The organism is Paenibacillus sp. FSL F4-0122 (assembly GCF_038002845.1).
GTDB lineage: Bacteria > Bacillota > Bacilli > Paenibacillales > Paenibacillaceae > Paenibacillus_AQ > Paenibacillus_AQ odorifer.
This window is the reverse complement of record NZ_JBBODI010000001.1, coordinates 5,774,692-5,793,105: the sequence shown is the minus strand read 5'-3', so window position 1 is coordinate 5,793,105 and position 18,414 is coordinate 5,774,692. Positions and strand designations below refer to the sequence as shown.

The 18,414-nt window shown below is 45.1% G+C and carries 15 protein-coding genes; 13 read left to right on the top strand and 2 right to left on the bottom strand.

What is annotated here, in order from left to right; genetic code table 11:
- Positions 1-108: 108 nt before the first annotated feature.
- A complete protein-coding gene (locus MHH49_RS25325) occupies positions 109-813 on the bottom strand; it encodes a hypothetical protein (RefSeq protein ID WP_076223676.1) in 705 nt (234 codons plus the stop codon).
- A gap of 239 nt (positions 814-1,052) precedes the next feature.
- Here MHH49_RS25325 and nikB point away from each other — a divergent pair, with 239 nt between their 5' ends.
- The 8 genes from nikB to MHH49_RS25285 all read left to right on the top strand — a co-directional run bounded on the left by nikB (position 1,053) and on the right by MHH49_RS25285 (position 8,974).
- Positions 1,053-1,991, top strand: coding sequence for a nickel ABC transporter permease (nikB, locus tag MHH49_RS25320; RefSeq protein WP_254924484.1), 939 nt, complete (start codon positions 1,053-1,055; stop codon positions 1,989-1,991).
- A gap of 23 nt (positions 1,992-2,014) precedes the next feature.
- Entirely contained in the window at positions 2,015-2,860 is an 846-nt protein-coding gene (gene nikC, locus MHH49_RS25315) for a nickel transporter permease (protein WP_076274547.1), read from the top strand.
- Positions 2,857-3,642, top strand: a complete 786-nt coding sequence (locus MHH49_RS25310) for an ABC transporter ATP-binding protein (protein WP_076273204.1) — start codon at positions 2,857-2,859, stop codon at positions 3,640-3,642. The genes nikC and MHH49_RS25310 overlap by 4 nt, the downstream gene beginning before the upstream one ends.
- A gap of 37 nt (positions 3,643-3,679) precedes the next feature.
- Positions 3,680-4,528 carry an ATP-binding cassette domain-containing protein gene (locus MHH49_RS25305; protein WP_341138595.1) on the top strand — a complete coding sequence of 283 codons (849 nt, stop codon included), beginning with the start codon at positions 3,680-3,682 and terminating at the stop codon, positions 4,526-4,528.
- 18 nt (positions 4,529-4,546) lie between these two features.
- Positions 4,547-6,220 (top strand): nickel ABC transporter substrate-binding protein, encoded by a 1,674-nt coding sequence (locus MHH49_RS25300; RefSeq protein ID WP_076274549.1) that lies wholly within the window; start codon positions 4,547-4,549, stop codon positions 6,218-6,220.
- Complete coding sequence (locus MHH49_RS25295; protein ID WP_038571297.1) at positions 6,220-6,972, top strand: class I SAM-dependent methyltransferase; 753 nt, start codon at positions 6,220-6,222, stop codon at positions 6,970-6,972. The genes MHH49_RS25300 and MHH49_RS25295 overlap by 1 nt, the downstream gene beginning before the upstream one ends.
- A gap of 7 nt (positions 6,973-6,979) precedes the next feature.
- Positions 6,980-7,729, top strand: a complete 750-nt coding sequence (locus MHH49_RS25290; RefSeq protein WP_341138594.1) for a class I SAM-dependent methyltransferase — start codon at positions 6,980-6,982, stop codon at positions 7,727-7,729.
- A 261-nt stretch (positions 7,730-7,990) separates the two neighbouring features.
- Positions 7,991-8,974, top strand: coding sequence for an alpha/beta fold hydrolase (locus tag MHH49_RS25285; RefSeq protein WP_038571303.1), 984 nt, complete (start codon positions 7,991-7,993; stop codon positions 8,972-8,974).
- Between the two features lie 82 nt (positions 8,975-9,056).
- Here MHH49_RS25285 and MHH49_RS25280 read toward each other — a convergent pair whose 3' ends face one another.
- Positions 9,057-9,692 carry a TetR/AcrR family transcriptional regulator gene (locus MHH49_RS25280; RefSeq protein WP_326047185.1) on the bottom strand — a complete coding sequence of 212 codons (636 nt, stop codon included), beginning with the start codon at positions 9,690-9,692 and terminating at the stop codon, positions 9,057-9,059.
- An 80-nt stretch (positions 9,693-9,772) separates the two neighbouring features.
- On the opposite strand from MHH49_RS25280, the gene MHH49_RS25275 reads away from it, so the two are divergent.
- From MHH49_RS25275 to cydC, 5 genes are all read left to right on the top strand, one after another.
- Positions 9,773-11,620: a hypothetical protein gene (locus tag MHH49_RS25275; RefSeq protein WP_339810228.1), complete on the top strand. Its 1,848-nt coding sequence runs from the start codon at positions 9,773-9,775 to the stop codon at positions 11,618-11,620.
- Positions 11,621-12,186: 566 nt separating this feature from the next.
- A complete protein-coding gene (locus MHH49_RS25270; protein WP_076143654.1) occupies positions 12,187-13,551 on the top strand; it encodes a cytochrome ubiquinol oxidase subunit I in 1,365 nt (454 codons plus the stop codon).
- A complete protein-coding gene (locus MHH49_RS25265) occupies positions 13,548-14,564 on the top strand; it encodes a cytochrome d ubiquinol oxidase subunit II (RefSeq protein WP_076143652.1) in 1,017 nt (338 codons plus the stop codon). The genes MHH49_RS25270 and MHH49_RS25265 overlap by 4 nt, the downstream gene beginning before the upstream one ends.
- Positions 14,565-14,632: 68 nt before the next feature.
- Positions 14,633-16,477, top strand: coding sequence for a thiol reductant ABC exporter subunit CydD (gene cydD / locus MHH49_RS25260; RefSeq protein ID WP_076106652.1), 1,845 nt, complete (start codon positions 14,633-14,635; stop codon positions 16,475-16,477).
- On the top strand, positions 16,474-18,201 hold the full coding sequence (gene cydC, locus MHH49_RS25255; RefSeq protein WP_326047192.1) for a thiol reductant ABC exporter subunit CydC: 1,728 nt from the start codon (positions 16,474-16,476) through the stop codon (positions 18,199-18,201). The genes cydD and cydC overlap by 4 nt, the downstream gene beginning before the upstream one ends.
- Positions 18,202-18,414: the final 213 nt, after the last annotated feature.

Genomic DNA, 18,414 nt, shown 5'->3' with positions numbered 1-18,414 from the left:
AAACGAAGAGCGCCGGATTCCAGGCCGCTCTTCGTTTTTTACATTACCATTAGTTCATTGTGCCTCGCAAAAAGCTCTGGTTCGCACCAGGGCTGCAAATCATATGGATTATAGGCCGCTATCATCGGTAGTTTCGTAACCATAGTCGAAGGTCTCGATAGTACCATCATCATATTGAAGTGTGAGCTGGTCAATAATAATCGTATGTATTGTATTCTGATATGTAAAATCACTGAAAATAAATAAAGTATCATTGGGCTCAACCGGCCCCACATATTTAAGCGAAAAGCTGCTCTTGCCGTTCAGCTGATCATTGGAAGGATCGCCTACTGGATTAAACGTGCTGATGTGGGCTGTGTAATAATTGATCCTTTTACCGGTTAAGTTGTCAGCTTCCCAGGTCAGCTTAACAGCATCGGCAGAGTTCGTACTATACTTGAATTCTAATGGCGCACCAATCCCTTGCCCGGATGGGGTATCTGCTGCTGGCAGATCTTCAGCTTCATCACCGGCGGGTCCGGTATCATCGTCCGAAGGCATATCTTCCAAGACAACGGCTTCCGGGGAAGGTGAAGATTCAGTAGGATCTGATTCAGTAGGATCTGATTCAATAGAATTGGACCCAGTAGTGTTGGATTCAGCAGCAATAGCAGCTTTATCTGCGGTACTAGGTGGTATTTCTTCGATAACGGGATTACTTGCCACATTCTGCCCATTCAAGCGTGTTTCAACGCTAGGGGCCACGTAAATTCCTAAAAGAAAAGCTATCATGATGGATAAAACATAGATGAGGACTAAATTGAACCGATTCAAATACACACTTCCTTTATTGTTATTTTTAATATGAACCTACTTATAATGACATGATTATTAAGGATTTGACAATATTATTGCAAAAAAAAGTTGCGACTGTGCAGAGGCCAAATGTTTAAAGATCAACTCATTTAATATGGGTTGATTTTTTTATGTCCTACATGAAATAAATCAAATTAAGACTATTAATTTAAAAAGATTATGCTATAATCGTAATTATTACGATTAAGATCTTGGAGTTGAATGCCATCAATCGATACTTGTTGCAACGCTTATTGCAGCTCATCCCCGTGCTGCTCGGTATCTCTTGCATTACCTTTGCGCTGATGCACTTAACGCCAGGTGATCCAGCGGAGATCATGCTGCGTGCTGACGGCATTAAACCCACGCAGGAAGCTATTGAGGTGACCAGACATGCACTTGGTCTGGATGGTCCTGTACATAAGCAATATTTTCATTGGTTGAACCGGGTGTCCCATCTCGATTTAGGCCTATCTTACAGCAGCGGTCGTCCAGTATTCACAGAGCTAATGAGTCGCTTTCCGGCAACTATACTGCTCAGTGCCTGTTCCGTATTGTCCGCTATTCTTATTGCCTTGCCTATAGGAGTGGGATCTGCACTATATCCGGGTAAATTGCTTGATCGACTGGGAAGAGTATGTGCACTGCTCAGTGTTTCAATGCCGGGATACTGGCTAAGTCTGCTCCTAATTTATTATGGTGCGGTGAAGTTTAAGCTATTTCCTGTGATGGGAATGGATGGGGTATCCAGTGTCATTCTACCTGCCCTCACACTAGGATTTGGAATGGCAGGAGTCTACATCCGCTTGATTCGTTCCAGTCTTCTAGACGTTTTGGGCAAGCGGTACATCACAGCAGCTAGAGCTAAGGGGCTGCAGGAATGGAGAATAATCATTCGGCATGCACTTCGTAATGCGCTTCTTCCGAGTCTTACCCTCCTTGGAGTTAACATAGCGGGGCTATTGGGCGGTTCCGTTATTGTTGAAACTATATTTTCTTGGCCGGGAATCGGTAAGTATGCCATTGAGGCGATTTTTGCGAAAGACTATATTGTCATTCAGGGTTACGTATTATGGATGGCTGTTGTCGTTGTCCTGATTAACTTGACAGTGGATTTATTACATCTGCTGCTGGATCCGCGAATCAGGCTGCGGTGACGATTTAGAAGGAGCGGATTGTCATATTTCGTATTAGCTTATTTAAGAATGAGGGAGCAAGGTTAGGAGCGGGCATAGTACTTTTGTTCATATGCGTTGGACTCTTTGCCCCATGGCTTTCACCTTCCGATCCGCTGCAGATTCACATGGAACACAAACTGGCTATGCCTTCCTGGCAATACCCGCTCGGTACGGATCATCTGGGACGCTGTGTCTTATCCCGATTAATCTATGGGACCCGAACCTCCCTGAATTATTCGTTTATGGTGTTGATCGTTGTTTTTGCGATTAGCATCCCTGTTGGTTTACTGGCGGGTTACGCTGGCGGCAAGATCGATCATTTGATTATGCGGATCATAGATATATTGCTTGCCTTTCCCAGCTTAATCCTATCCCTTGCGATTACAGCCATGCTAGGTCCCAGTATGAAGAATCTGCTAATTGCATTTGCTGCTGTCTGGTGGACGGGGTATGCCAGAGTGATACGCAGCATGGTCCTTCAAATCAAGGAAAGTGAATATATTACAGCGGCCAAAGCGTCAGGCACTTCTCATTTACAAATTATTTTCAGGCATATTCTGCTGAACGCAGCCCGGCCTATTCTGGTTCTTGCTTCTATGGAAGTGGGTACGATTATGCTCTCCATTGCGGGTTTGTCCTTTCTGGGTTTGGGAGCTCAGCCGCCTACACCGGAATGGGGAGTAATGCTGAACGACAGCCGTGCCTATATTCAAACGGAGCCACGGTTGATGCTATTTCCGGGAATGATGATCATGCTGGCGGTTCTGGGCTTTAATCTGTTGGGAGATGGCTTGCGACAACCAGAGCGTGTTTTCGATTCTGCAGTGAAGTGGGGGGCCAGAACATGATGGCAGAGTCTCCACTGCTGAAGGTCAGTCATTTACGCACCTGCTTTCACACAGGCAGTTATAAAGTTACGGCAGTTGATGATGTCAGTATCGAGGTGAAATCCCGGCAGATTGTCGCACTTGTAGGTGAGAGCGGCAGCGGTAAAAGTGTTACGGCAATGTCCATATTAGGATTATTAGATTCTCCAGGCTTAGTTGAGAGTGGAGAAATCTGGCTTAAGGGTAACAATCTTCGTGAGTGCTCCAGCCGTCAGTTACGGAAGCTTCGGGGAACAGAAATGGCTGTTATCTTTCAAGATCCTATGAACGCGCTGAATCCGGTACTTACTATTGGCAGGCAGATCACGGAGACGATTAAACTGCATAAGCGGGTGTCGGGAAAAGAAGCAAGATTACTTGCCATGAAGCAGATGGAGCAAGCAGGGCTCAGCGATCCTGATTTACTTTTCAATAAATATCCTTTTCAAATTAGCGGTGGTATGTGTCAAAGAGTAATGATTGCCATCGCACTGGTATCCGGTGCAAAATTATTAATTGCAGATGAGCCTACAACGGCATTGGATGTAACCATTCAAGCCCAGATTCTTAAAGAGCTGGACCGAATCAGATGGACGAACAATGTCGGCATCCTATTAATTACCCATGATCTAGGCGTTGTTGCGGAGCTTGCAGATTATGTATATGTGATGAAGTCCGGGAAGATCGTGGAATCAGGCAATGTGTTTGAACTCTTTTCTAATCCCGTGCATCCCTATACTAAATACTTAATGGAGTGCAGATAACAACGGTAATATTACATTTTTCAGGGACGTGGTGATCTTGAAGTTATTGGAAGCGGTAAGCCTGAACAAGAAATATGGGATGGAAAGGGGGTGGTTCACACGTAATGCCAGAAGTGTTCATGCCGTCAACAACCTGTCTCTCAGTCTGGAGAGCGGCGAAACCCTTGGATTAGTGGGGGAAAGTGGCTGTGGTAAGAGCACTTTGGCCAGACTTCTGCTGGGACTGGAGAAACCATCCTCCGGAAGAGTTATATACCGGAACGAGGATTATACGGACTGGAGCTTCAGCGAAATGCGCATGATCCGCAGGAAGATGCAGATGGTGTTTCAGAACAGTCTGGCTTCATTTAATCCGTTGTTTACGGTAGAGCAGATTATCGGGGAGCCTCTTCGAAACTATGGAGAGAGGAAGGCTGGAGCCCGCAGGGCCACGGTAGCAGACACACTTGAGCTTGTGGGACTTGAACGGCGGCATATTCACCGCTATCCGCATGAACTCAGCGGCGGACAGCAGCAAAGGGTCGGAATTGCACGAGCGATCTCCTTGCGGCCGGAGCTGATTATCTGTGATGAACCTTTCTCGAGTCTCGATGTCACCCTGCGAAAGCAAATGATGGGTCTGCTGCAGGAGTTGAAGCATGAGCTGGGATTATCCTATGTATTCATTACACATGACTTGTCAGTTGTAAATCGTTTTTGCGACAGTGTGGCAGTGATGTGTCAAGGGGAAATAGTAGAGAAGCAATCAGGTGCAACTATGTTGCAGCAAGCAGACCACCCTTATACAAGAACATTACTCTCTTCGGTACCCGTGCAGGACCCCCGCTTAAGGAAGAAGAGACTGGGCACAGAGTGGCAACCCAGCCATTCCTATGATGTTAAGTAGAGAAAGGATGTACCAAGAATGAGAACGAACCTTAAGACAAAAAGCCTATTATCAAAATCGTTATTCTTTATGCTTCTTGTGGTAGTTATGGTGATATCAGGTTGCGGTAACAGTAATAACAGCAATTCTACGGCTAGAGCCAATAATACCGCCAATAATGAAGCTGCACAAGGATCTGAAGCTCAGGACAAGACAGTCACTGTTGCTATATCGTCCGATGCCGGTATAGACCGATTGGATGCCGGTGCCTATGATGGTTCGATGAATGTGCACGCGATGATATATGAGGGGTTAGTGGAGTATGGTGAAAAAGGCGAAATACTGCCGTCGCTTGCGGAGTCTTGGGATATTTCAGAAGATGGGAAAGTATATACGTTCCATCTTCGCCATGACGTCAAATTCTCTGACGGTACGGAGTTCAATGCCGACGCGGTTAAATTCTCCTTCGAACGATGGATTAAGGATCCAGCCAATTCGTTAAATGTGGCAACTGCGATGCAATCCCTTGTTGTTGTGGACGAACATACGATTACAATGACATTCAACAAAGCGTATTATCCCTTCTTAACCGAGTTATCCTTTGCAAGACCGGTCCGAATTATCAGCCCTTCCGCTGTGGAACCCGCAGGAGATATTACGGGTAAATTCATCAAAGCGATTGGAACTGGCGCATGGATGGCTGAGAGCTACAAAACAGATCAGGAAGCCGTACTCGTCAGAAATCCGAATTATTGGGGAGAAATGCCGAAGCTGTCGAAAATTATTTTAAAGGTAATCCCTGATCCACAGTCCAGAGTACTAGCGCTGCAAGCTGGAGATGTTGACATTGCCGGGGGACAAATGGGAAAGATTCCAGTCGAAAGCGTGCCAGTGATTGAAGCGGATTCTTCACTGACCTTGCAAAAATCACAAGGAACAAACTCTCATTTCTTGATCTTTAACTACAAAACGCCCGCACTTCAAGATCTGAATGTGCGCAAAGCTATCAATTTGGCAATTAATAAAAAAAGCATTGTCGATGATCTTATGGACGGTATCGGCAGTGAAGCCCAAGGTCTGTTCCCGTTGACGGTTCCTTATGTGACGGAATCCAATAATACCTGGTACGGCTTCGATCCGCTGGAAGCGAAGCAGCTGCTAGCAACTGCCGGTTACACGGATTCGGACGGAGATGGAATGGTACAGAAGGACGGAGCGCAGCTTGAGCTTAATTTCGTGCTGCAGCAGGCTGAATATCCCGAATGGAAGTCCATCAGTGAACTGGTTCAGTCTGAGTTAAAGGAGATTGGCATTAGAGTGAATCTTCAGGTTCTTGAGCCGAATGCCTATTACGATGCCTTATGGACAAGCAAAGCCTATGATCTAATTATGTACCGGACTTATGACGATGCCTATAATCCGCATGCATTCTTGCTCTCCTTATTTCATAAAACAGCTGATGCATCTGCTGTGGTATGGTCTGATCCTGCACTAGAATCTCAAATTGACACAGCAGTAGGAACAACCGATATTCAGGAACGTCAGACCGCATATGACTCCATTTTTTCCAAATTGTATCAGGAGGCTATGTTTGCAGCTATTTATTTCCCTGACGATATCTTGGCAGTTAATAATAGAGTGACTGGATTTAAACCGGGGTACTCCACCTTTATGCCGGTCTTCTGGAATCTACTCGACATAGGAGAAAAATGATGTTAAAAGAGATTTCGAAATACTGGACATCAAGCTCGGAGAGTTATGACAAAGTCATACAGACTCAATTCCGCAGTAAAAAAACTATAAACCTCTGGAAACAGCTGCTTATTAAAGGGTTGGGAACAACTCCCCAGCAAAAGGTGCTGGATGTGGGAACAGGACCTGGCTTTTTCTCCATACTCTTATCACAGATGGGTCATCTGCCTACAGCGGTGGATGCCTCTCAGGGAATGATAGATAGAGCTTCACGAAATTTTGAGAGTTATGGATACAAAGTTCCAGCTTATGTCGCTGATGCTGCCGACTTGCATATGGAGCTAGAGAATAGCTTTGATGCAGTGGTCTGCAGGGATGTAGTATGGACGCTGCCTGATCCACAGAGGGCTTATGCTGAATGGTACCGGATTCTAAAACCGGGCGGGACTCTGATTATTTTTGACGGCAACTATTTATATAAAGAGAGCAAGACTGTATTCCGTAAACTTTGGTATGCTTTGTCCTGGACGCTGATTCTGCTCACAGAACAAAGAATCCGCCAGCGAAGCAGTCAAGATAAAAGCCTGCTAAGCGAGTTGCCATTTGTTAATGTATTACGGCCTGAAGCTGACGAGACAGCGCTGAAACAGGCCGGGTTCCGAACCATAGATGTTCACCGAAACTTTATCCCTGCCCGTGCGATGCCGCTAGATTATTTGAAATACGGTTACCAGAATGTAAACCGGTTCATGATACTTGCCAAGAAGGAGTGAATGATAAATGGGTATACAACAAGAGGTGGAAATGTATTGGGAAAGCGAAGCTGAGCTGTACAGCGAAGGCATTCAGAAGGAACTGAACGGATTCCAGCGGGAGGCCTGGCTGAAGCTTATCCTCGCTAACGCACCACAGAAGGAAAGATTGCAGGTTCTAGATATTGGCTGCGGGCCTGGCTTCTTCTCTGTGATTCTCTCAAGTGCCGGGCATCTGGTTACTGCGATCGATTGTACCGACAATATGCTGGAAGAAGCACGTTCCCACTCCAGTCGGGAAGGTGTCACCGTTACTTTCCGCAAGATGGATTCGCACAAGCTTGACTTTGCTGCGGAGAATTTCGATCTGATCGTGTGCCGCAATGTTACCTGGAGCCTTACCGATCCGCAGTCAGCTTACAAAGAGTGGAAAAGAGTACTTAAGCCTGGGGGACGGCTACTGGTTTTTGATGCCAACTGGAATCGCCATCTCTGGGACGAAGAGATGCAGCAAAAGCGAGTAGAGGATCAGAAAGTCTATGTAGATAAGGGCTTTGGTGAGCTCCCGCATCATAAGGACATAGAGGAGACAGACCGTCTGAGTCTTGTATTGCCACTGACCAGAGAGTGGCGTCCCGAATGGGATATACGGACTCTCAAGGAAGAAGGATTCACCACTATTTTTGCTGAAGAGAATTTGAACGCCAAAGTACTGGATGAGAAACAGCAAGTCTTAAACCGGTCAACACCGATGTTCATGATTTGTGCTGAAAAATAATATAATAGTGAGAACCTACACATAATTAAATGAAGTAACAATAAAAAGCAGCGATCCTCTAAATGAGAGGCGCTGCTTTTTGAGTAAAGGACAAGAACATTATTTCATTTCCGATTTGATGTTGATCTAAAACCTCTTTTTTGGCTTGTTCATATTCCGTTCATATTGTCGTCACGAAGAGTACATCTTGATTGATTACACTTTGAATATGTCGTCAAGGCGGCACTTCAGATACAGGGACAAGGAAGGGAAGAGATCAACGTGGCAAATAAGGTGGAAATAAAAACAACTGGGACTAAGAGCCACAAGAAACGGAACCTATGGTTAAAAATAATCGGAGGTATTGTAGGGGCGCTAGTGTTGTTCATGGGCATCGTTTTTATCGTTGATGCAATCAGCGACGGGGTAGAGAAAAAGAAAATCGAATCGTATGGCCAGTATGTCAATGTGGATGGGAAAAAGATGAATGTGCTTATTCAAGGCAGCGGAGAACAAACGGTTGTACTCCTACCAGGACAAGGAACCCCGACACCTGCACTTGATTTCAAATTGCTGATCGATGAGATTACCCCTAATTACAAAGTCGTGGTGGTCGAGCCTTTCGGTTATGGTTTGAGCGATGAAACCGAGAAGGAAAGAACGACTGAGAATATAGTAAGTGAGGTTCACGAAGCTTTGCAGCAACTGGGTGTAGACCGTTACATTCTAATGGGACATTCCATCGCGGGACTATACGGAGCGACCTATGTGAATACTTATCCGGATGAAGTTCTTGCTTTTGTCGGCATCGATAGCAGCGTTCCCAATCAACCCGGAATGGATGTCAAACTACCTTTGAAAGCCATGCAGTTTCTTCAAAAATCAGGGCTAATGAGATTGGTCCAAAAAGTGAGCGGAGATCCGTATGAATCGCTTGCATTCGATGAGCATACCAAAGAACAGATGCGTTTGATATCAAATCAAGTCGCGACCAACCCAACATTGATGAATGAACTGAGCCACCTCGGTTCCAATTTCAAAAATGGAGAAAAAATCACAATGCCAAATGACTTGCCGTTGCTTCTCTTCGTTCAATCGAATAACGAGCACAATAAACAGTGGATTCCACTGCATGAGGAGCAAGTCAAACAATCCGCACAGGGCAAAATGATCCCAATGGAAGGTTCACATTATCTGCATCATACAAAATATAAAGAAATCGCTGAGGCATTCAAAGAGTATATGAAACAAATTCAAATTCAATAGTAGGGTTGATAATTAAACTGCGGAGCCGAATTTGGTTCCGTGGTTTCTTTGTTTTTTCATTTATAAACACGATTTTTAAACCTTATTCCTGGGACATTGGAGTATGGTATACCTCAAGACAAATTTTGGTCATTTCGTCAATGGATTTTGCAAAGTCTGATTGTATCCATTTAAGGAGAACATTATAGAGGGCTCCCGCTTTAAAGTATATTCGGTACACATTCTCATCGCTTTTGTCATGAGCAGTAGAAAGCATCATTTCATTCAAGCAATCCAGAATTACATCATCAAACTTTGCGCTTTGCAGTGCTTTGTAGATGTTCCGCTGCTGAAAAATAACTTCGAAAAGCACTTTGATAAATTTTTGAGGTTCTTTAGCTTTGCCTGTTAATTCATTGGTGTAAGGTAAGAGTTTTTGATTAATTTCGAAAATAAGCGAATCGACCAAATCCACCAGGATCTCTTGCTTGGAGGAATAGTTGTTGTAATAGGCCGTTCGAGAAACCCCTGCGCGCTTCACAATATCGGTGATGGTGATTTTACTAAAAGACTGTTCCTGGATCAAGAAGACTAATGCCGTGCAGATGGCTTCTCTTGTCAAACGGTTAGTTTCTTTATTGGAACGATGCTGAGAGGTATTTGGACTGTATAATTCATGATTTGAGATGACATTTCCCCTCCGTTTGTACATTCTGATGTTCGTTTCATTGTTTTTCATGAGTCTTTTCAATATGCTAAAACCATAAGGCATTACAAATGTAATGTCAAAATAATCGTTAGTTAAAATGGGAGGGCGTCATGTTAGAAATCTTATATAGACGATTGTCAGCGGTCCTGCTTTTGATCCTAGCACTCTGTGCTACGGTATTCATTGGCAAAGAAACGGTAATCTCGATCGTGACCATTATCTTTTTGTTAGCAGAATTAGGCATCTCTTTTTTACTTTTAAAGAAACGTGAGAAGGTACATGTGGTTTTTATTAGTGTGATGGTGGCAGAAGGGCTATTCTTACTAACAAGAGAATTTTGGCTGCTTGCGCTTTCTATCCTGCTGCTGATCGTAGCGGGCATATGTAGAGGACTCTTTGGGCAATCGGGGAGCAGAAGAGTCACTCCGTTTCTAGCCGTTCGTAAAGTGTTATTCAGCATTACTGCACTTATCGTTACTGCACTTTGGGGGATTGGAATCTATGCAAAACCTATTACAACACCTGTGGCATTATCAGCTGATGCGGCTATGACGATCGATGAACGTAAATTGGATTCTGCAGCAATGATGCTGAAAGATATTGAAGTAATGAATTCTTTTGGAAGCCGTACAACCGGCTCTGAGGGTCACAATCAGTTTATTGCTTGGCTGGAGCAGCAGGTAACGGATATGGGGCTGCAAGTATATCGTGATCGCTATACTTTTGACCGATGGGAAGAAAAGAACAGTGCTTTAATGATTGATCAGCAGGCAATTCATGTCTCTTCAGCTTTTCCCTATTCCGGGGAAACTGACGAAAAAGGTGTGACAGGGGAGCTGGTGTATACGAAGCGTGGTGAATATGGCCAGGCCAGTGGAAAAATTGCTGTCATTGAAATTGAGAATTTTAGAAATTTTCCAAGTGGGATCGTTATGAATATGCGGGCTTCATCTCCAATGGACAACCAAATTGCCCCAAATGAAGGCGATCTGGTCCTCACTACAGCTTTAAAAGAAGCTAAATTGGAGCAAGCGACGGAAATGGGCGTAAAAGCTGTTGTTTTAGTCTGGAAAGGGGTATCTGACGATAAGGTTGAAGAGCAATATGTGCCTTTTACCACCGATTATGCAGGAATCCCTGCAATCTGGGTTAATGAAACGGAAGGGAAAAAGGTGATCAGCGCAGCTCAGGAGCATAAAGAAGGTACGGTTATTTTAGAAGCGGAAATTCAAAAAGATGCCCCAACAGAATCCTTTTATGTGAAAATTGACGGTAAGAATAAAGACGAAGCGATTATCGTAAATACCCATACGGATGGGATAAATGTAGTGGAGGAGAATGGCGCTGTGGGCATGCTGTCTATGATTCGTTACTTACAGCAGGAGCAGCCGGAACGTACGATGATTTTCGCTTTTGTGACAGGACATTTTAGATTACCGGAGTTCAAAGGGTCCTCTCAGGCAACTTCCACCTGGATGGAGGGGCATCGAGAGCTGTGGGATGGCAAGAATGGTCATTTAAAAGCTGTAGCTGGAATTACGGTTGAGCATTTAGGCAGCATGGAGTGGAAGGACGATGATACGGGTCATTATGGTCCAACTGGACAAATAAGTACAGAATATACGTATGCAGGCAATGAAATGATGGCAGCCATTTGGCTGAAGGCTATTGAAAAGACAGATAGCACACGTACTGTATTATTGCGTGGACATAACAAGTTTGAGTTTGGAGAGAGTCAGCCCTTATTTGAAGCAGGGATACCGGTGATTGGATTCATTCCAATGCCCGACTATCTGCTCGTGGATAGTGACAACAGAGAGATGGACAAATTTGATGCAAAGCTAATGCATACGCAAATTGTATCGTTGCTGAAAGCGGTCAAGCTAGTGGACGGAACGGAGACGACTAAACTCGGGAAGTCAGATGGGTATTCTTTTTTCTACGGTCGTACTAAATGATAGTGGCAGTTCAAGATTTGTCATGACGAAGATGACATTAGCTTGAATTCAAAAAACACTGATGATTTAAGTCAGTGTTTTTTTGTTGCAAAAAGGGGGTATATTACGGCTTAAAATGAGAAAATTTCGTTTTTTTGTTAGCATCGAAGTAGGAGGAAACTTGTGACATCACATATACGCTAATCAATCAATAGCTCCTTCGGGTGCTTTTTGTGTTATTCACTGAGTTGTTAGAAAGATTTGTCCCTTTCTTGAACGTTTAGGGATTAAGAGATGTCGATGATTGAAATACTTAAAATTTAAGATAAGATAACTTTAATTATTAGGCCACGTTATTAATTTGACTGCTCAGTAACAGGTAAATCAGGTTCGCCAACTCTTGCTTTGTGAAATTTTTCTCTTTTTACATAGCAAAGAACGAGGAATGTCATACTAAAACGAACAGGAAACGATGTCGCTGAGCCTTGCTAAACCTGATATTGAATGCAGCCTACAGTTAGCGGGCCTAATCATAAGTATCAACTTAAGACGAAAAATGAACAGAGTTTTGAAGGGAGCAGTAAAGAATGGCAATTGATACGGTGCTATGGAGCAGGCTAGTGACAGGCTTGACTCTCGGGTTCCACGTTATTTTTGCGACGATTGGCGTCGGTATACCGCTAATGATCGCTATAGCAGAGTTCATCGGGATCCGGAAGAAAGACCCCCATTATACACTTATGGCAAAGAGGTGGTCTCGAGGATTTGTCATTTCTGTGGCGGTTGGTGTTGTGACCGGTACAGCGATTTCACTACAGCTGGCCCTGGTATGGCCGAATTTTATGAAACTGGCTGGGAATGTCATTGCACTTCCGTTATTCATGGAGGTGTTCGCGTTCTTTTTCGAGGCTATCTTCCTGGGCATTTATTTGTATACGTGGGATCGGTTCAAAAATCCATATACCCATTGGCTGCTGACGATACCGATTGTCGCCGGGGCAGGCATGTCTGCCGTTTTTATTACGACGGTGAACGGATTCATGAACCAGCCTGAAGGCTTTGTCATGGAAGCAGGCCAATTCACAGCGATTAACCCGGTGCAAGCGATGCTGAATACGGCGACGTTCTCCAAAGTGTTCCATGTATTAAGCTCGGCCTATTTGACAGGAGCTGCCTTGTTAGCCGGGATTGCAGCCTTCGCGATGCTGAGAAAAGGTGTGTCCGCATACCACAAAAAATCTTTAAATCTCATGATGGCGGTCGTTTTACTATTCGGTTTGCTGAACACGTTAGCCGGTGATGTGTCCGCCAAGTTTTTGGCCGAGCATCAACCAGAGAAGCTTGCAGCGGCAGAGTGGCATTTTGAGACGAGTAGCAGTGTGGATTTGGTTCTATTGGGATGGCTGAATGCAGAGCATGAAGTTCTAGGGGCTCTTCATCTTCCGAAGCTGCTCAGCTTCCTGGCCTTTGGAGACTTTAATGCAGAGGTGACGGGGCTCGAGGAATTCCCCAAGGAAGAATGGCCACCACTTCTCGTTCATTATCTGTTTGATTTAATGGTCGGAATCGGATTTACTCTGCTCGCGATTTCGTTCCTATATTTTCTGTTTGTGTTCTGGAAAAAGCGTAATGAGCTTAACAAGTGGATGCTTCGCATCATCGCACTGAGCGCACCCCTCGCTTTTCTGGCTGTTGAGCTGGGCTGGTTTTATGCAGAGGTTGGCCGACAGCCGTGGATTATCCGTGGATATATGCGTGTTGAGGAGGCGGCCACGTCTTCACCGAATGTAAGAATTATATTCTTCACCTTATTGCTCTTGTACATCGTTCTCGGCAGTATGTGTGTAATCGTGCTAAGACGCTTGTTCAACAATAATCCGGCAGAAGCTGAGATGGAGAAATGGATGAAGGATCATCCTAATCAATCTACGGAAAAGGGGGGCACTGAATGATGAGTTACGAATTGATTGGCATCTCGGTGCTCTGGCTGTTTTTGTACGGCTATTTAATTATAGCTTCCATTGATTTCGGAGCGGGCTTCTTCGCCTTTTATGCCCGTTTAACGAAGCAGGATCATCTCATTAATCGTCTGATTTCGCGTTATTTATCACCCGTTTGGGAAATTACAAATGTATTTTTTATCTTTTTCTACATTGGCATCGTCGGTTTTTTTCCGGACACAGCCTATTATTATGGCTCCGCGTTACTTGTTCCGGGAAGCATTGCAGTGATTCTTCTTGCGATTCGCGGTTCATTCTATGCTTTTGAAAATTACGGTTCCAAGAAAAACATAGTATATCTTTTTTTGTACGGAGCTACAGGTTTGCTTATTCCAGCATCGTTGTCAGTGGCGCTAACTTTGTCTGAAGGCGGCTTTATCGTGAAGCAGGGGGAGACGGTTTCTCTGGATTACTGGGCGCTGTTTACCAATCCGTTATCGTGGAGTATCGTTGGACTGGCAATTGTGTCCGTTTTGTTCATTAGCGGCTCATTTCTGACATTTTACGCTTCTCGGGCAGAGGATCATTCCGCGTTGAAGCTGATGCGCAACTACGCCCTGTTTTGGAGCACACCGACGATAATCCTCGCACTTACAGCATTTATCTATTTGGGTCAACACAATGAGCGGCATTTTCAAAATATGATGGATTTATGGTGGTTGCTGGCACTTTCCGTTGCTTTCTTCATGATCGCGATGTGGCTATTATATAACGGACGCCGTTACGGATTAGCTTTTATATGCGTCATGTTGCAATTTTTCTGTGCCTTTTTCGCTTATGGAATTGGGCAATACCCTTATATTCTTGATCCGTATATCACGATTCAGAGCAGTGCAACTTCACCGGCAATGGGCTTAGCATTAGTTATTGTGTTTATCGGCGGTCTATGCCTGTTGATCCCATCCCTTATTCTGGTCTTCAGACTCTTCCTGTTTGATGCGGATTATGTAAAAGGGAAAAAATAAAGCTGATTAATCCATTACGGCATGTTTGAGGTTTCCCTACAAGCCTATATATAAAGGAGGTGTGATCTGTGAAGAGGAAATCCAGTTTGATTTCTCAACAAATGTCTTCACAAAGGAAAAACATGGCTCTCCTCGCAATCATTTCGCTCGGGCTTGGTATAGCTATTGTGAGTCAGGCTGGACTGCTTGCTGAAGCAGTCCAACGGATTTTTGTGGAGAGAGCTTCATTTTCATCGGTTATCCTGTTGCTCGGTATACTTCTGGCTATTATGGCTGTACGCACACTATTGTCTTATGGAAACGGTATTGTTGGCTTGCATATGGCAGCTGCTGCCAAGACAAATATGCGCGCAGCCGTGCTGCAAAACTTGACCCATGCTTCCATGCCTTCAACCCTTAGTGGACAGACGGGAGGGAAGGTCAGTATTGCTCTGGATGCTGTGGATGAGGCTGATAGTTATTTCAGTCAATACATGCCGCGTATGATGGAAGCTGCTATCATCCCGGTTCTGATTTTGGTCGTTACATTTATCCAACATGCCAACACGGGGTTCATTCTATTGTTTACTGCTCCGTTCATCCCGCTGTTCATGATTTTGGTAGGGCTGAAAACGAAGAACAAATCCGAAGAAAAATATGCGCAACTCGCTGAGTTTTCAGGGACGTTTCTGGACTCTCTTCAAGGACTGGTGACATTGAAAATATTTGGACGGGCTCACCGTCAGCAACAGGAGATTGAACGCAGTAGCTTGGGTTATCGTGATGCCACGATGGGTATTTTGAAGATTGCGTTTACGAATACATTCATGCTGGAATCAATCGTGATGCTAAGCATTGGTATTGTGGCTCTCGAACTGGCCATCCAGTTGCTTGTTTTCAAAGCTATGACGTTCCACACTGCCTTTTTCGTTTTGCTGCTCGTTCCCGAGTTTTACAACCTGTTAAAGAATACGGGAACAGCCTTTCACAGCGGCCGGACAAGTATGGGTGCGGTTCGTAAGGTGGAACAGATGCTTGAGGAAACGGCAGGGGAGAGCAGGGACGCTAATGGCATTGAAGGAGCATTAACAACCGATGGAATCGACGAGATCGACAGCATAGATAAGGTCGGGGATAGGACCGACAGAATAAGCAAACTGGAACTTGCCCATTCTGGAGACCTTTTAATACCACCGTCTATCGTAATTGACCAACTTCGGTTTCAGTATGCTCCAGATTCTTTCGAGCTTAAGACGGGGCGGATCAAGCTTAGCCCAGGAGAACACATTGCGATTGTTGGCAAAAGCGGTTCCGGCAAAACGACTTTGCTACATCTCATTGCCGGTCTGCTGAAACCAGAATCGGGTACGCTTCTGGTGAATGGAAGTCCACTCTCGCAATACGATGAAACCGAATGGTTCGAACATGTTAGCTACATTACACAGCATCCGTATATTTTTGCAGGCACATTTTCTGAAAATATTGCGATTGGTGCTGGTGGAAACATCTCCAGAGCTGAAATTGAGCGGGCGGGGGAGGAAGCCGGACTCGCTGCGCTTACAGCCCAATTAGAGCATGGATTTGATACCTTTGTTGGTGAAGGAGGCCGGGGACTGTCTGGTGGGGAAAAGCAGCGGCTTGCCTTAGCACGCGCTTTTTTGAAGCGTCCTGCTATCATTTTGTTTGATGAACCCACAGTTGGACTGGATTTGCACACCGAGCGGGTACTGCAACGCTCCATAGCCAAACTGGCAAAAACGGCTACGATGATTACGGTGGCTCACCGATTATATACGATTCAACAAGCCGACAAGATTTTGTTTATGGACAATGGAGTGTTGGTGGACTCGGGACGACATGACGAGCTTCTGGAGCGCCTGCCTCAGTATGCCGAGATGATTGATGTAGAGCGGAAAGGGGGGATATCCTCATGAATGAACTGGCTGTTCTGTCAAAGGCGATGATTCAGGAGCGCAAGGATATCATTCTTTCGATTTTGGGTGGATTTATTGCCGGCATAGCCGGTGTGGCACTCTTTTCTGCGAGCGGGTATCTGATTTCGCAAACGGTATTTGCGCCACCGCTTTATACTTTAATTGTACTCACCTCCATGGTCAAACTGCTGGGTCTGCTTCGGGCGGCGAGTCGTTATGGAGAACGCTTGTATTCTCACCGGGCGACTTTCTCCATGCTTAGCCGTTTACGTACATCCTTTTTCGCCAAGCTTATTCCTTTAACGCCTGGTATATTGAACAAAAATCGAAGCGGGGATCTGCTTGCGCGGATCGTTGGGGATGTGGAAAGTTTGCAAAATTATTTTTTGCGAGTCGCTTATCCTCCGATCATGGTCGTCATGGTATTTTTGGCTACGGTGCTGTTTACTTCTACCTTTTCGATCTGGATTGCCGTTTTGTTTGTAATAGGTATGCTGGTAACGGCATTCGTTGTACCGGGAATTGTGTTACTCGGGCAGCGGAGAACACATGGACGCGTTCGTGAGCAGAGGGCGCAGCTGTCCACGGAAGTTACCGAAGTGTTGTACGGTTTCCGGGATTTGAAAGTATATGGTCAATTGGCACAAAGGGAGGAGCAGCTTCAGCATGCTTCCGCTGTATTGGCAACTGAACAGCAACGAGCAGCCGGGCACTTGCTGCGCGGGCAATCGATGCACACTTTTGTTACATTTCTCGTTTCCTGGGGAGTGCTGACGCTCGGCGCCTATTTAATTATGGAAGGAGCGCTTGCAGGCGTATTTCTTGCCATGTTGGTTATGGCATCACAAACCGTATTTGAAGAAGCGACGGCTATGGCCACATTACCCGCGTATAAAGAGGATAGCGAACACGCAGCCAAACGACTGACGGAAACAGTTCAGACTTTTGATGAGCAGTCTTCGCAACCAAGTGGCACATTGCCTGTTAATCATGCTGTTACGATGGAACTATCCAATGTTACATTTCAATATGAAGGGGAGTGGAGACCGGCACTCAGGGATATGTCCCTGCACATTTCACCTGGCTCCAAAACGGCAATAGTCGGGCCGAGTGGGTCAGGAAAATCAACAATTATCGAATTGCTGCTCAAACTGCGAACACCAACGGCTGGCGAGATACGATTAAACGGTATTTCGGTGAAGGAACTGGACGAGACGAGCATTTGGCAAACGGCTAATGTGGTATTTCAGCAAAGTCATTTCTTCCGGGGAACGATTCGGGACAACCTGCTGCTGAATGGAGAAGAACACGCTGACGAACAATTGTTGGATGTGCTAGCTAAAATGCAGCTGCCCGATACATCGTTGACCGATATGGTGTATGAAAAAGGGGAGAATCTGTCAGACGGCGAGAAGCAGAGGTTGGCTATGGCGCGAGCGATGCTCCGCAAAGGACGGGTATGGCTTCTGGACGAACCAACTTCATCGCTGGATTATGTGACAGAGCATCACGTATTGAAGCATCTCTACGCACAGGCGGCTAATGATACGCTTCTCCTGATTTGTCATCGGCTAACCGGATTGGAAGAGATGGACCAGATTGTGGTCATGGACCAAGGCAGGGTAGTCGAAACGGGGTCCTATTCGGAGTTGATGGGGCAAAAAGGCTATTTTTATGAGATGAAACAAATCGAACAGCAAATGATCGGAGAAGTTGAAGTGTAAATATAGACCAAACACATCAACTTGTTGCAAATGTCACTTCTCAGATTCCGATGGTTTATGCACGATTGATTCAAAAAATGGTTAAGATAAAAACTAAAGGTTGATCTTGTTTGGTATTATCCCCTTCAAGTAGACACTCGAAAAAACCTGCATGTTATCATGGAGGTTCGAGTGACACTTGGAGGGGATATTTTTATGCCGAAAAAAGGACAA